Origin of the sequence: Rahnella victoriana (assembly GCF_021276285.1) — a bacterium.
GTDB lineage: Bacteria > Pseudomonadota > Gammaproteobacteria > Enterobacterales > Enterobacteriaceae > Rahnella > Rahnella victoriana.
This window is the reverse complement of sequence record NZ_CP089919.1, coordinates 4,304,147-4,317,920: the sequence shown is the minus strand read 5'-3', so window position 1 is coordinate 4,317,920 and position 13,774 is coordinate 4,304,147. Positions and strand designations below refer to the sequence as shown.

The following is a 13,774-nucleotide window of genomic DNA, read 5'->3' as shown; positions in this document are numbered from 1 at the left end:
TCTGCATGATGGAGTTGATGCGAAATAGACCTTAGCGGCGTAAACGCTCCCGTCTTAATCGGCACGATGAACATTTATGTACGTTTATCACGAAGAACTAAAATCATTCGCCCAACCCCCAATCCCAAACCCCGTTCACTGCAGCGAGCAATGGCCGCTACGCCCATGCATGGACAGTTTTTCTCCCGTGTACTTTCCGTTCCTGTATTCACTTCCATTAAATCGTTTCCCAACACAATCTATCACGCAAGGGGAAATAGCACGCATTCTGCGCCCTTGCGTGTCGTAATGAGCAGGTTCACTGGAGCGAGGCAAAAAGTCGGCTGAACCGTAAATGAAAGGGAAGTTTGGCAGTGAGGGGGATGCTTTTGAGGGGGTGATCGCCGGGATGGGAAGCGCGTTCTTAATGGCGGACTTGGGTATCACTGGTGAAGTTCAGCATGGAAGCTACATTGCTTCTTGGCGAAAAGCACTGAAGAAAGACAAACGCTATATTTTCAAGGTCGCCCAAGCCACATCTGAAGCGTATCATTATTTGATGATTCAAAACTGAATCTGCCAGAGATTCAGCAATCAAAAAACAAAAAGCCCGCTTAAGTTTCCTTAAGCGGGCTTCTCTAAATTTGGCTCCTCTGACTGGACTCGAACCAGTGACATACGGATTAACAGTCCGCCGTTCTACCGACTGAACTACAGAGGAATCGTGTGAACGGGGCGCATCATATCCAGAGGGCTAAGGAGTGTCAACGCTAAAATCACTAAAACCTGCCGACTGCTCAGCAACTAATCAATGTCGCCAGAAAAGACCTTCATACCTGCCAAAATTCCCTGGGATTGTGCTGATTAACAGTCGCAGCGGTGGCCGCGAAGTTGCCTTGCCAGCGGGTCCTGCTGATAAAAACGGGTGAAATGACCGTATACCAGCGGAAATCGTTCTGAAAGCAATTCTGGCGCACTAAAGAAGTATTCCGAGAGGACGGCAAAACATTCTGCCGGATCGGTGGCGGCGTAGGCATCCATGCTGGCGGCGTCTTCGCCCACGGTGTCGATCTCGTCCTGCAAATTCTGCATGGCGGCCTGCAAATCGTGCTCCCATGACACCACTTCACGCAGCGGAATAGGGGGAATACCACTGACTTCGCCGCCGTTGCGCATATCCAGTTTGTGCGCGGCTTCGTGGATGATCAGGTTAAAACCGGAGTTATCAAACGAGTCCTCGATATCCTGCCAGTTGAGCACAATCGGCCCCTGATCCCAGCTTTGACCGGCGTGTATTTGCGAACCGGCATGGACCAGCCCGTTTTCGTCCTGCCACGGGGAATCGACCACAAACGGGGAAGGGTAGAGCAAAATCTCATGAAAACCGTCGAGCCAGGATGCGCCGAGTTCCATCACCGGCAGCGCAAACAGCAATGCGATCCGCGCCTGCATCTGCTCAGTCAGCACAATGCCCTGTAACGGCACCAGCCGTTTTTGTTGCAGCAGCTGGCTGGCAACCTGCACCAGACGCTGTTGCTCGTCCTCGTTCAGGGAAGATAAAAGCGGAATATTCAGAGCGTCATTCCACGCCTCTGATTTCTCAATTTTCAGGTCATTCGCTTTCCACGGCCACTTAATCATCATCTTGCTCGCAAAGTGATCATTCGGATTATCAGCAGGGTTCCCCGCCAGAGTACTCCAATACAAGTAACTTCAACAAGTTAGCTTCGCTATCAGACGGAAACTGTGTGGATGTTACACATCGGCGGATTTTAAGCAAAAAGCGCGCGCATCTTATAAGACGTAGCTCACGTTATTAGTCTAGTCACAGAGTCCGCAACGTGCCCGCAACGGGAGAAATGCGCGGGCACGTCAGGCTCCTTATGCTGATGACTATGAAAAATCCGACCGGAAAATGCCGTTATTATTCACAGTGCAGGCAGGGACTATAAATAGTTGCTGACCTGGGTCTCGATATTCTCTGAGGTGGTTTTGAATTCTTTTGCCAGTAAGGCAATAAAGGCATCCCGGTCAATATGTTCTACTTTTCCGTCGTGGTAACAGTCTGAAAAAGAAACATAAAGTCCGTTCTTAAAACCTATCTGTACGCTTTCACCTTCAAGGGGAATGTTTTTCATCATCGATATCCTTCACAACATGACGTTGAGCTGAATAATTGAAAACAGAGTTGCAGGTGTTTTTGTGGGCTTATTTAACCGCCGCCCGTCGTGACAATATAGTGCAGCGAACCGGGCGTCTGAACTGTGATCGCAGACGGGATTTACCGCGTCCGCACCGCAGCGTTATGTCAGCCATTTGTCGATGAAGTCATCGGGGGCGACCGGCTTTCCGAAAAAGTAGCCTTGCAGGAATTCGAGCCGGTAAGGCGCGAGATAATTGACCTGTGTCTGGGTCTCGATGCCTTCTGCCACAATGATCATTTGCAGGCGCTTGGCGAGGTCAATCACGTTATCGACGATATGCCCGGCCAGCGCGTCCGTGCCGATACGGCCAATAAAGCTCTGGTCGATTTTTAATATGTCGATATGGAATTTTTGCAGGTACGCCAGGCTGGAATGGCCGGTGCCAAAGTCATCCATGGCGATCAGCACGCCCATTCTGCGCAGGGCGCGGAACAGGCTGTGTGTCACCTCGCCGGGTTCAATCAGTTCCCGCTCAGTCAGTTCCAAAACCAGATTGATCGGGTTCTCCCGGAACGCATCGATAAAGGCTTTGCAGTCCTCCGCCAGCGTCAGATCTTTGAAGTGTCCCGCGCAGATATTAAAGCCGAAATGGAAATTTTTAGGCAACTGCGCGGCAATCGGACCGAACTGTTCCCGCACCTGCGCCATGATCGAGCGGGTCATCGGCACAATCAGGCCGCTCTCTTCGGCCAGCGGAATAAACTGGTAAGGCGGGATCAGCCCAGACTGCGGATGCTGCCAGCGCATCAGCACTTCCGCACCGGTGATCTCATGGGTGGTGCCGTCCACCACCGGCTGCAAATACGGAATGAACTGTTTTTTCTCCAGCGCCGCTTTCAGCGCGGAGGTCGGGTTGCCAAAACGTCCCAGCAGGATGTAGGTCATAAAGGCGATGAAAATGCTGACCAGCGGAAACAGCACCAGACTCAGGCTGGCGTAATCGAAGATATAATTCCAGTGGTCACTTTTGCGGATCACCAGCCGCACTTCATAAGGATAACGCTGCGACGTCAGCGCCATTCTCTCGCCGTCCGGCCAGTCAGTCCCCTGATGAATTTTGCCCTGGCTGTCCATCCACTGATCGCCGACCTGCAATATCAGATACGCATGCGTGCTGAGCAGCCGGAGAATGTTATGCAGAAAATAGCCATCGACGCCGATCAGAATGCCGCTGTCGTTCACATTATGGCGGTAGGCGATCAGCGGATGGTCCGGCGTGACGCTGTTGCCGCTCATCAGCATCAGCTGGCCGCCGGTGTAGCGATCGTTCGAGATATTGTCCGAGCGGGGGCCGAATAAGGAGGTGCAATAAATGGTGTGCTGGCGGTACAGATTGACGGTGCGGATGTTTGGTACCCTGGCGACCTGCCAGCGCAATGCCTGCAGGGTGGTCGGGTCGCAAGGTTGTCCGATCAGGTGTTCGACCGCGCCGGAGGCGATGGCCGCGTTATCGAGCGTCATATCAACCAGTCTGACGGATTGTTGCAGGCTCGCGCGGGTGTCACGGCGCAGGCCCTGCGAGGTTTGCCACGAAATCGCCAATATCCCCAGGGCTGCGACCACAATGAAAGCCAGTACAGAGAGGCAAATCCGGATGTGCGGTCGGTTTAACCAGTTTAAAGCCAAAGGGATATCCACCAGTGAGCGCGAGAGAAAGAAATTTCGTCCAGTTAATATAACCTATAATAGAGTTATCTACTGCGACAGCCCGATAAGAAGGCCAAAATCACACCTCAAATAATCTCATTTTTGATGCATATCATGAATATTTCAGTGTTCAACTATTTTTGGTTTTAATCAAAAATAGTGGGCGTATTATCCCGCTTTTAGCTTTTGCTATAGCAATTAAATGTGGCTAAAAGGGAAATTTCCCATATATGACGCAGGGGTTTTACTATGTTGAAGAGATTATCTGCCGAGTTCATCGGCACGTTCGTTTTGGTCTTTGGCGGGTGCGGTAGCGCGATTTTTGCTGCCGGATTCCCGGCGCTGGGCATCGGTTTTGCCGGTGTGGCACTGGCGTTTGGTCTGACCGTATTAACCATGGCGTTTGCGGTCGGGCATATTTCCGGTGGTCATTTCAATCCGGCAGTGACGCTGGGTTTATTCGCCGGTGGACGTATTCCTGCTGCGGATGTGGTGCCTTACATCATTTCACAGGTGCTGGGCGGTATCGCAGCGGCCGCTGTGCTGTATGTGATCGCCAGCGGTCACGCCGGTTTTGATGCCACGGCCAGCGGTTTTGCCTCAAACGGTTATGGCGAGCATTCGCCGGGGGGTTACAGCCTCGCGGCGGCGATGACCATTGAAGGCGTGCTGACCGCCGTGTTCCTGATCGTGATCCACGGTGCGACAGACAAACGCGCAGCGGCCGGTTTTGCGCCGGTTGCGATCGGTCTGGCGTTAACCCTGATCCACCTCATCAGCATTCCTGTGACCAATACGTCCGTTAACCCGGCGCGCAGTACGGCGGTGGCGCTGTTCCAGGGCACCTGGGCAATCCAGCAGTTGTGGATGTTCTGGCTGATGCCGCTGGTGGGTGGCGTCGTGGGGGGACTGATTTACCGTTACATTCTGCAATCGAAAGACTGACGCAGACAGCGTTAAGTGGTTTTCCTGACGGCGTAAAGTTTGTAGCATAAGGCTTTACGCCGTCTGTTCAGTGAACACCACCAGGACAATCCGATGCTTCCCCGTTTTAAACTGCTTCTCTGTGCCGCTGTTTTATCCTTTTCCGCCAGTCAGGCTGCTGTGGCTGCCGATGCCCCGACGTACGGGCCGCAGTTACAGGGTTTTGACTATCCGTATCCGCTGAAGCAATTTTCCTTTAACTCGCAGGGCGCGCCGCTGCAAATGGGTTATCTCGATGTTTCACCCGCTGGTCGCAAAAACGGCCAGACGGTGGTGCTGATGCACGGGAAAAACTTCTGCGCCGCCACCTGGGGGGGCACCATCAAATCGCTGGTCAGCCACGGTTACCGCGTGATCGCGCCGGATCAGGTCGGGTTTTGTTCATCAACTAAACCTTCCCATTATCAGTACAGCTTCCAGCAACTGGCGACCAATACCCATGATTTGCTGAAAAGCCTGAAGATCACCAAAGCCGTGATTGTCGGGCATTCTACAGGCGGGATGCTGGCGACGCGCTACAGCCTGATGTTCGCACCGGAAGTCTCAAAACTGGTGCTGGTCAACCCGATCGGGCTGGAAGACTGGAAAGCCAAAGGCGTGCCGTACCGCACGGTGGATCAGTGGTATGACCGTGAGCTGAAAACCTCTGCCGAAAGTATTAAGCAATACGAGCTGAAAACCTATTACGTGAACAAGTGGAAGCCGGAATATGACCGTTGGGTGGATATGCTGGCGGGGCTGAATAACGGGCCGGGGCATAAGCTGGTGGCGTGGAACTCCGCGCTGATCTACGACATGATTTTCACCCAGCCGGTCTTCTACGAATTCAAAAATCTGCGTGTGCCAACCACGCTGATGATTGGCACGTCAGACACCACGGCGATTGGCAGTGACATTGCGCCGCCCGCGGTGAAAGCCAAAATCGGCCATTACAAGGTGCTGGGTAAACAGGCCGCAAAACTGATCCCTCATGCGAAACTGATTGAATTTAAAGGTCTCGGTCACGCACCGCAGATGGAAGAGCCGGAGAAATTCAATGCGGCGCTGCTGAAAACGCTGGCACGCTGAGACGCCTTTCCGTCTGAAATCCGCAGCATAAAAAACCGCAGCCTGGTCGGACTGCGGTTTTTTTTATGTCTGCGCTTACACGGTTAACGCAGGTTGTCCGGGAAATTAGCCGGTAACTCACTGGCCGCGCAATCAATCACGGTGTCGTTATCCGCACCGCAGTCACGCACAAAAGTGATGGTGGCGAATTCGTCGATCACTTCGGTCGGATACGCCGGTCCGGCATCGCGATAGGAATTCATCAGCGGAATGTGATCGTTCTGGAAGCAGACGGTTTTTTCCGGATTGTTCATGATCCAGCGCGGGAAGAAGATGGTGCCGTGGAAGACGTTATCACCCAGATTCACAATCAGGCTGACATCGGTGCCGGTCGGTTCTGTCCACGAAATTTTGTAGACGTCGGCGGCCACACGCACGATATACGCCCGCTGGTCTTTCACCCAGCGGTTACCGACAAGGCCGCTGTGAATACGGTAATCCAGGGTCTGCGCGTTTTTCACGTAGATTTCATAGTTCCAGCCGTTGTCATAGGTGTAAACCACGTGTTTGCCGATGAAACCGCTCAGGTCATGTTTATCAAAGTTGCTCATTATTATTCTCCTTAACTCAGTGTGGGGTGAAACCTGTTGTTTCGATAAAGAGAATAGTACGCGCTAAAAAACGGATAAAAAAACGCTGATTTCAGATGAAAATCATCTAAAATTCCGATGGGATAATTATCGGGAGAACCGACGTTATGGCACTGCCACGTACCACACTGGAACAATGGGTCGTATTACAGACGGTGATTGAGGAGGGGAGTTTCGCGCAGGCGGCGACAGTGCTGAACCGCAGTCAGTCTTCGGTCAGTTATGCCCTGAGCAGCTTACAGACGCGTCTCGGCCTGCCGTTGCTGGAAATCAGCGGACGCAAGGCCACGCTCACCGAACAGGGGCGCGCTTTGCTGACTCAGGCCGCGCCGCTGATCTCGGCTTTCCTGCAACTGGAACATCGCGCCGCCGGGCTGAAAGACGGCACACGCACCGAACTGAGTCTGGTGGTCGACAGCGTGTTTCCGAAAAACCGCTTGTTCCGCGCGCTGAAAAATTTCCAGAGTCAGTTTCCGGATACCCGCGTGCATCTGACGGAAATTCTGCGCGGAGAAAGTATTGAGCAACTCAGGGAACGGTCGGCGGATTTGTATATCACCACGCTGGCGCCGGAACACGCCATCCACGGGCGCTTCCTGCTGGATGTGGATTTTGTGCCGGTGGCGAAAAGTGATCATCCGCTGATGAGCCTTCCTGTGCCGCTGACTGTGGAGGATCTGGCGCGTTTTCCGCTGATCAGCGTGGCTGACCGGCATTCCCCGCCCGGTGAAAATCCCCCGTCGGGCACCATGGCCAGCTGGACATTTACTACGGTCGGCGCGGCGACAGAAGCCATTGCGGTCGGGGTGGGTTACGGGTGGGTCCCGCTGGAAAGTGTGGAAAACGCGCTGGAGAGCGGTTTGCTCAGCCGTCTGGCATTATCCGCCCGGACGGTGAGGCAAACGGCGCTGTATATGGTGATGGATAATGAATCAGAGCGGTATGATAAAACCATCAGCGCGCTGTCAAAAAGTATTCTGTCGGAGTGCGGCACACCCCATTTATAAGGTTTTGCGGGCATAAGGCTGCATCAGGTCACGGAGGATTTGCATCCTTTTTTCCACCGGAATATACAGCCAGCGGCGTAAACCGGTTTTTGGGGTTTTGTCCTGTTTATCGCTGCGGATAAACATCTTTTCGAGGTTTTTAAGGTCTGTTTCAAGACTGTCCATTTTTATTCTCCATGCGTTAGCGGGTGTAAAACTAACTTACGCCCGCAAAAGCGGAATAAAAACGGACAGCTTTTTTTTAATTGTTCAGGTTTTATCGCGCAGCGCGACAGCCCGCCAGAATATCCAGTTGTGGATCGCGTGCTGAAGTCTGCACATTCATCGCGCTCAGTACGGTGTGGAACAGATTGTCCTGCGACACATCCTTAGTGGCGGCGTTGGCTTTCAGGCAGGACAGGTCGATGCCCTGCGCCTTCAGATACCCTTCGGACAACCAGAACAGCATCGGCACATGGGTCTGCTGCGGCGGCGCCACGCGGTAAGGCGTGCCATGCAGATACAGGCCATTTTCACCCAGCGACTCACCGTGGTCAGACAGGTAAATCACCGCCACGTTGTACTTATCCTGATACTGCTTCGCCTTCTCAATCACCTGCGACACCATGTAATCGGTATACAGCAGGGTATTGTCGTAGGTATTTACCAGCTGTTCCTGCGAGCAGTTTTCGATGTCGCTGCGCGGGCAGTCGGGCGTGAACTTGCGGAACGACGGCGGATAACGTTTGTAATAGGTCGGGCCGTGGCTGCCGATCAGGTGCAGGGCGATCAGGGTATTTTTGCCGTCCGGCTTGATATCGTCATCGATATTTTGCATCAGCGCCATGTCATAACAGGTCTCGCCATCGCAATACTTACCGTCTTTTTGGGTATCAATCGTCACGTTCGGCACGCGGTCACAAACGCCCTTACAGCCTTCATCATTGTCTTTCCAGAAGACAGAAACCCCGGCCTTTTGCAGGATATCCAGCAACCCTTCGCTGTTACGCGCCCGGTTGGCATCGTAATCCGTGCGCTTCATGTCGGAAAACATGCAGGGCACAGAAATCGCCGTGGCCGTGCCGCACGAGGTCATTTTATGGAAGAACACCACATCGGGAATGGCCTGCGTGTACTGATTGGTCGGTTTGGCATAGCCGTCAGATGACTGGTTCTGCGCCCGCGCGGTTTCTCCCACCACCAGAAACACCAGATTCGGTTTCTGCCCCGGTTGCTGCACCTGTTTTGCATCGTTGCCAAGGGTGCGGAACGGCATCTTAGCGGTGAAATACCGGTGATTCATGTACTGGAAGGCGCTGTAGAGATAGTTGGTCGGCACGATTTCCAGATTCAGGGTGCGGTTATTACGGCCGACGGAGGCGTAATCTTTGTAGAAAATACCGGCCACCGAAGCGACCACCAGCAGCGAAATCACCATCGAAACCAGACGCACACCGAGGCGGCGCAAAGGTGTTTTATCGTAGCTGACCGGGGTTAAAAACAGCAAAATCGCTGGCAGGATGCCGGTGAACACCAACCACAACACCACTTTAATATTCAGATACGAACCGGCTTCCGCAGACTGCGTCTCAAGAATGTTTTCAATCATGCCGCGATCAAAGACCACCTGAAAAGTCATCATCGCAAAACTGGCCAGCGCACTGACCGGTAATACAATCATAAAGAAAGGCTTAAGCAGCGGGCGGAAACTGAACGGGGTGAAGACAAAGTTCAGTGCCGCAAACAGCACCACCGGAATGGTCATGGCAAAGGCCAGGTTGTACGCCGGTAACGCATGCAGGATGCGGTAAAAATGTAACAAAATTGGCAGGTTAACAACGAAAGTGAAATACAGGCTAAGGAGCAAATTCAGCTTAAAGTAGCTGACTTTCGGGAATAAATAGCGCAATGACGACTCCCAACAGGATGACGATAACCGGGGTTACGCAGAGGTAAACATAACGTGGGTAAATGAATTGTTGGGTATCCTAGTGACTGAAGCTTAAGAAAGCCTTAGTGCGTCTGGCCTTAGCGATTCGTGCTCACGGCGTTCTGAAAAGGTTCAGAAAATAAATAAAATATAAGAGGCAGGGTTTGCGGGCCGGAAGCCTTATGCTGTGCGGCATAGCGATGACCGTGAACAAAAAACCATCAATCGTTTATACCTCTCTGAGTGCGTTTTTCTCCGCTCATTTTGACCTTCCCCTGATTAATCCTGACCGGTTAATTCACCACTGACAGCCTGCCGGTTGTCAGAAGGATGTCTGCGTTGATTTCATCTTCGGCCACAATTGCGGCCAGCAGTATCATTGAACCCGGCGTCATTATCGGCCCGCACGTTGTGATCGGGCCTTTCTGTTTCATTTCCGCCGGTGTGCATATCGGCGAAGGCAGTTGCATTGCCTCCCATGTCGTCATCAACGGCAACACCAAAATAGGGGCAGATAACCAGATCGATATGGGATCGTCGATTGGCGAAGTCAGTCAGGATCTGAAATACGCCGGAGAACCGACCGGGCTGGAAATCGGCGACGGCAACCGCATTGGTCGCCACGCCACACTGCATCGCGGCACCGCGCAGGGCGGTGGCATGACCCGCATCGGTCACGGCAATGTCTTTGCACGCGGCGTACATATCGGCCATGACTGTCAGGTAGGGAACGCGACAGTAATCGGTGAAAACAGCGGTCTGGCCGGGCATGTGATGCTGGGGGATGATGCCCGGATTGACGCGATGTGCGCGGTGCATCAGTTTTGTATCGTCGGGGCCGGTTCACATTTGCTGACCGGCACCTGTGCCGTGCAGGATGTGCCGCCGTTTGTGCTGGCGGGCGGCAACCGTGCCGTGCCGAAAGGCATCAATGAACAGGCCGCCGCTTTCCGGCAGGCAGATGCCGCGCAGCAAAATGTGATCCGCTATCTGTACGATTTGCTGTATCACCAGCAGGCGGCGGTGGAGGAGGTAAAAGCGGAAATTGAGCGGCTCAGCGTGGAATACCCGTTACTGTGCCACTTCAATGAATTCTTCCTCCATTCCGCGCGCGGGATTGTGCGCTGACGGAAGGAGGAAGGGCTGGCGGTCAGGCGTCGAGCGCCAGCAGCGCAAAGGTCGCCAGCCAGTGCTCGCCCATATACGTGCTGTCGAGATGGTCCAGCGCGCTGTGCAGATGAGCTTCGGCGGCCTGACGGAGCAGCGCGACGCGCGGATCACCCGCCGGCAGCGCCGAAGCCAGCGAACGCTGACACCAGGCGCGGCTGAGGTTCAGCCCGTCGAGATGGCCGATTTTGCCGTCGCTGCGGTCGGTGACCGTGGCGGGGGTGAACAGCGTGGCAGGCTGGCTGTGCGCCAGATCCGGCAGGAAGCGCCCGAACCAGGTCACAAAAGCCTCGCCCGGCAACACGCGGCGCATCAGTTCGGCCTCCATCAGCGACGGCGAAAGGAACTCATCGCCGCCCGGTTCCCACGCCTGACAATGTACATCCCCGAGATGCCAGCGCAGGGCCGTTTCTTCAATCAGCGCGGTCAGTGTGTGATGCTTCACGCTGCGGGCGTAATCATGCGTTAACGCCAGCGCAAAGGCCGTATTAAAGTGGCTGCCGACGCGCAGCGGATACGTGGCTTTGGGCAAAAATTCCGCCATGCTTTTTTCAAAGAACCGGCTCATCGGTGCCAGCGTTTTCGCCCATTCCGCTGCCTGCGGCAAGGCCATTTCATGCAGTTGCTGCGTCAGCGCCAGAAACCATGCCCAGCCGTATGGCCTTTCAAATCCGACATGCTGCGGCTGTTGCAGATAGGCCATTTCTCCGGCGACATTGTCTGGGGTGAAATGCTGACCGATCACCGCCATGATTTTTTCCGCCTCCGGCAGTTGCGGAAAACGATCCAGCAGGCGCAGCAGCAGCCAGTAGCCGTGCACGCAGGAATGCCAGTCGTAGCTGCCATAAAAAATCGGGTGCAGCTGGCGCGGTGTCCGGGCGTCAGCCTCGCTGCTCATGGCATGCATCAGCTTGTTCGGAAACTCCCGCGTTAAATGGTTCAGCGCCAGTGAGGCAAAACGTGACGCCATTTCCGGCGTCAGGGTGGTGCTCTGTTGCGTCGTCATCGGCTTTCCTTATCAGAAACGGAACACAAAGAAATACATAAAGGCGGTGTTAACCAGTAACAGCAGGACGCCGGTTTTCCACTGCGCCTTGATCACGCCATTTTTATCCTGTAACTCCAGCAATGCGGCGGGCACGATGTTGAAGTTGGCCGCCATCGGGGTCATTAATGTGCCGCAGAAACCGGACAACATGCCGATCGCGCCCATGATCGCCGGGTTTCCGCCAAGCTGATTGACGATCAGCGGCAGACCGATACCGGCGGTCATCACCGGGAACGCGGCAAAACCGTTACCCATGATCATGGTGAACAGCGCCATGCCGAAGGTGTAGGCGATCACAATCGCCAGCGGCGAACCGAGCGGAATGATGTTTTTGACCAGATCCGACACCACGCCACCGACGCCTGCCAGCGCGAACAATGCGCCGAGGGCGGCCAGCATCTGCGGCAAAATCGCTGCCCAGCCGACGGTATCCATGGTTTGTCCGCCCGCTTTGACGGCTTTGACCGGCGAATCGCGCAGCATAATCAGCGCCACGAAGAAGGCGACCAGCGTGCCGAGAACCAGTGAAATCAGGGTGACGTTTTTGGCTTCCACCAGCGGCGTGTATTTCAGCGTCAGGGTGCCAATCAGGGTGACCACCGGGATCATCAGCGCAGGAATAAACAGCTTATTACCAAAGCGTTTGGCGCCAGCTTCACGTTTTTCCACTAACGCTGGCTGTTCGCTGTCGGTTTTGCCTTTGCCCAGTTTTCCGGTACCGGCAATGATCGCCAGCAAAATCGCCATGCAGCCGGTGACAAAATGCGGCAGCTCAGCGCCGAACAGGAAAGTCACCCCGTAAATGCCCCAGAACAGCGCGTTAACATAACGGCGTGAATTAGATTTATCGCGCACATTAAAGAACGCGTAGGCGCAGAACATCAGGCCCGCCAGAATATAGACCGTTTGTAAGGTGATCATTTCGCGGTGCTCCCGTGGTGAACGTCAAAACGTTTAGCCAGTGAGCGGTCAAGCAACCACAGACGAATAAAGTGAATAATCAGTGCGGCAATGGCGGTCGGGATCGCCCAGACAGAAAGGTGCAGCGGCTCCACATTAATACCGTATTGCTCCAGAAAACCTTTAATCAGCAAAATGGATTGCACGGCGATAAAAATATCTTCACCGAAAAATACCGCCACGTTATCTGCCGCAGCCGCATGTGCACGAATTTTCTGGCGCACATCATTCGGCAAATCACCGTATTTGGTGGTCGCCGCCGCCTCCGCCATCGGCGCGATCAGCGGGCGTACCATTTGCGCGTGACCGCCCAGCGAGTTGAGGCCCAGAGCTGCCGTCATCTGACGCAGGAAGAAGTACAGCATCAGCACGCGGCCGGTGGTGGCGGCATGGACTTTGGAGATCAGATGCCGCGCCTGTTCTTTCAGGCCACTGCGCTCAAGAATGGCGATCACCGGCAGGGTCAGCCAGATCAGCCCCATATAGCGGTTATCGGTAAAGGCTTTACCGAAAGCACTGATGATATCGATGGTATGCATGCCGCCCGCCAGACCGGTAGAAATACCGGCAACGGTGACCACTAATAATGGATTAAACCGCAGTGCAAAACCCAGCACGACGATCGGAATACCAATTAAAACCCACATAGTCTGTCCCTCAATAATGTTGCGTTTGTCTTATTTTTTTATGGATTTCACGTCTGTCTATACGCCGGTAATAACTGCGGGTTATTACATAGAACAGATGCGTATAAATAAAAGTGTGAGGCGGAAAGTAACAAGCGTAAACGGTGAACGCAAGACGCAAACACATGGCGGGTCACAGGAAATTATTCTTTAAATTTGGCGGGGTGTAATCTGGCAATATATCTCACTGGTGCGGGAAATATCTGTGGTGAATCTGACAGGCAGCGGCTGGAATATCAGAATAAATAACCCGGCCATCTGAGCGGAACAATTAAAGATAAGCAAAGACGGATTATTCGTTCTCTTCAGTTTCTCGCGGCTTAATTCAGACAGACTCTTCCCCACACTCTCGGATTTTCTTTATCCGCTGTTCACCGGGGAGGTCAGAAGACGCAGCCTCACTGTCAAAATTTTCTTACCTGTTTAGGTGACAGGGAGATTGCGCGCTGAGGTTCGGTGCTATGATGTCAGCCGCGCCAGGGCAAG

Annotated in this window: 13 protein-coding genes, 1 tRNA gene and 1 pseudogene; 5 read left to right on the top strand and 10 right to left on the bottom strand. The window is 53.8% G+C overall.

Annotated elements, in window-relative coordinates; genetic code table 11:
- Positions 1-287: 287 nt before the first annotated feature.
- Positions 288-553, top strand: a pseudogene (locus J9880_RS19820) (zincin-like metallopeptidase domain-containing protein); the annotation flags it as partial.
- A gap of 71 nt (positions 554-624) precedes the next feature.
- On the opposite strand, the gene J9880_RS19815 reads toward J9880_RS19820, so the two are convergent.
- From J9880_RS19815 to J9880_RS19800, 4 genes are all read right to left on the bottom strand, one after another.
- Positions 625-700 (bottom strand) — tRNA-Asn (locus J9880_RS19815).
- A gap of 143 nt (positions 701-843) precedes the next feature.
- Positions 844-1,620 carry a DgsA anti-repressor MtfA gene (mtfA, locus tag J9880_RS19810; protein ID WP_095921726.1) on the bottom strand — a complete coding sequence of 259 codons (777 nt, stop codon included), beginning with the start codon at positions 1,618-1,620 and terminating at the stop codon, positions 844-846.
- Between the two features lie 305 nt (positions 1,621-1,925).
- Positions 1,926-2,120: a hypothetical protein gene (locus J9880_RS19805; RefSeq protein WP_123902718.1), complete on the bottom strand. Its 195-nt coding sequence runs from the start codon at positions 2,118-2,120 to the stop codon at positions 1,926-1,928.
- A gap of 162 nt (positions 2,121-2,282) precedes the next feature.
- The gene (locus J9880_RS19800; RefSeq protein ID WP_232769827.1) at positions 2,283-3,746 is read right to left on the bottom strand and encodes an EAL domain-containing protein; all 1,464 of its coding nucleotides are present in this window, start codon (positions 3,744-3,746) and stop codon (positions 2,283-2,285) included.
- Positions 3,747-4,079: 333 nt separating this feature from the next.
- On the opposite strand from J9880_RS19800, the gene aqpZ reads away from it, so the two are divergent.
- Together aqpZ and J9880_RS19790 are read left to right on the top strand one after the other, a co-directional pair.
- Positions 4,080-4,775: an aquaporin Z gene (aqpZ, locus tag J9880_RS19795; RefSeq protein ID WP_232769826.1), complete on the top strand. Its 696-nt coding sequence runs from the start codon at positions 4,080-4,082 to the stop codon at positions 4,773-4,775.
- 93 nt (positions 4,776-4,868) lie between these two features.
- Positions 4,869-5,882: an alpha/beta fold hydrolase gene (locus J9880_RS19790; RefSeq protein WP_095921730.1), complete on the top strand. Its 1,014-nt coding sequence runs from the start codon at positions 4,869-4,871 to the stop codon at positions 5,880-5,882.
- 83 nt (positions 5,883-5,965) lie between these two features.
- Here the strand turns inward: J9880_RS19790 and J9880_RS19785 are convergent, their stop codons facing one another.
- Positions 5,966-6,475: a phenolic acid decarboxylase gene (locus J9880_RS19785; RefSeq protein WP_232770493.1), complete on the bottom strand. Its 510-nt coding sequence runs from the start codon at positions 6,473-6,475 to the stop codon at positions 5,966-5,968.
- Positions 6,476-6,618: 143 nt separating this feature from the next.
- Here J9880_RS19785 and J9880_RS19780 point away from each other — a divergent pair, with 143 nt between their 5' ends.
- Positions 6,619-7,518 carry a LysR family transcriptional regulator gene (locus J9880_RS19780; protein WP_232769825.1) on the top strand — a complete coding sequence of 300 codons (900 nt, stop codon included), beginning with the start codon at positions 6,619-6,621 and terminating at the stop codon, positions 7,516-7,518.
- Here J9880_RS19780 and J9880_RS19775 read toward each other — a convergent pair.
- On the bottom strand, positions 7,513-7,683 hold the full coding sequence (locus J9880_RS19775) for a hypothetical protein (protein ID WP_232769824.1): 171 nt from the start codon (positions 7,681-7,683) through the stop codon (positions 7,513-7,515). The two genes, J9880_RS19780 and J9880_RS19775, sit on opposite strands and share 6 nt — an antisense overlap.
- Positions 7,684-7,774: 91 nt before the next feature.
- Complete coding sequence (locus tag J9880_RS19770) at positions 7,775-9,406, bottom strand: phosphoethanolamine transferase (protein ID WP_232769823.1); 1,632 nt, start codon at positions 9,404-9,406, stop codon at positions 7,775-7,777.
- A gap of 360 nt (positions 9,407-9,766) precedes the next feature.
- Here J9880_RS19770 and lpxA point away from each other — a divergent pair, with 360 nt between their 5' ends.
- Complete coding sequence (lpxA, locus tag J9880_RS19765) at positions 9,767-10,555, top strand: acyl-ACP--UDP-N-acetylglucosamine O-acyltransferase (RefSeq protein WP_229920957.1); 789 nt, start codon at positions 9,767-9,769, stop codon at positions 10,553-10,555.
- Positions 10,556-10,577: 22 nt separating this feature from the next.
- On the opposite strand, the gene J9880_RS19760 is transcribed toward lpxA, so the two are convergent.
- The 3 genes from J9880_RS19760 to J9880_RS19750 are packed head-to-tail and all read right to left on the bottom strand — an operon-like array spanning position 10,578 to position 13,249.
- Complete coding sequence (locus J9880_RS19760) at positions 10,578-11,600, bottom strand: DUF2891 domain-containing protein (RefSeq protein ID WP_232769822.1); 1,023 nt, start codon at positions 11,598-11,600, stop codon at positions 10,578-10,580.
- A 12-nt stretch (positions 11,601-11,612) separates the two neighbouring features.
- Positions 11,613-12,563 (bottom strand): DUF979 domain-containing protein, encoded by a 951-nt coding sequence (locus J9880_RS19755; RefSeq protein WP_095921736.1) that lies wholly within the window; start codon positions 12,561-12,563, stop codon positions 11,613-11,615.
- Complete coding sequence (locus J9880_RS19750; RefSeq protein WP_015689851.1) at positions 12,560-13,249, bottom strand: DUF969 domain-containing protein; 690 nt, start codon at positions 13,247-13,249, stop codon at positions 12,560-12,562. The genes J9880_RS19755 and J9880_RS19750 overlap by 4 nt, the downstream gene beginning before the upstream one ends.
- Positions 13,250-13,774: the final 525 nt, after the last annotated feature.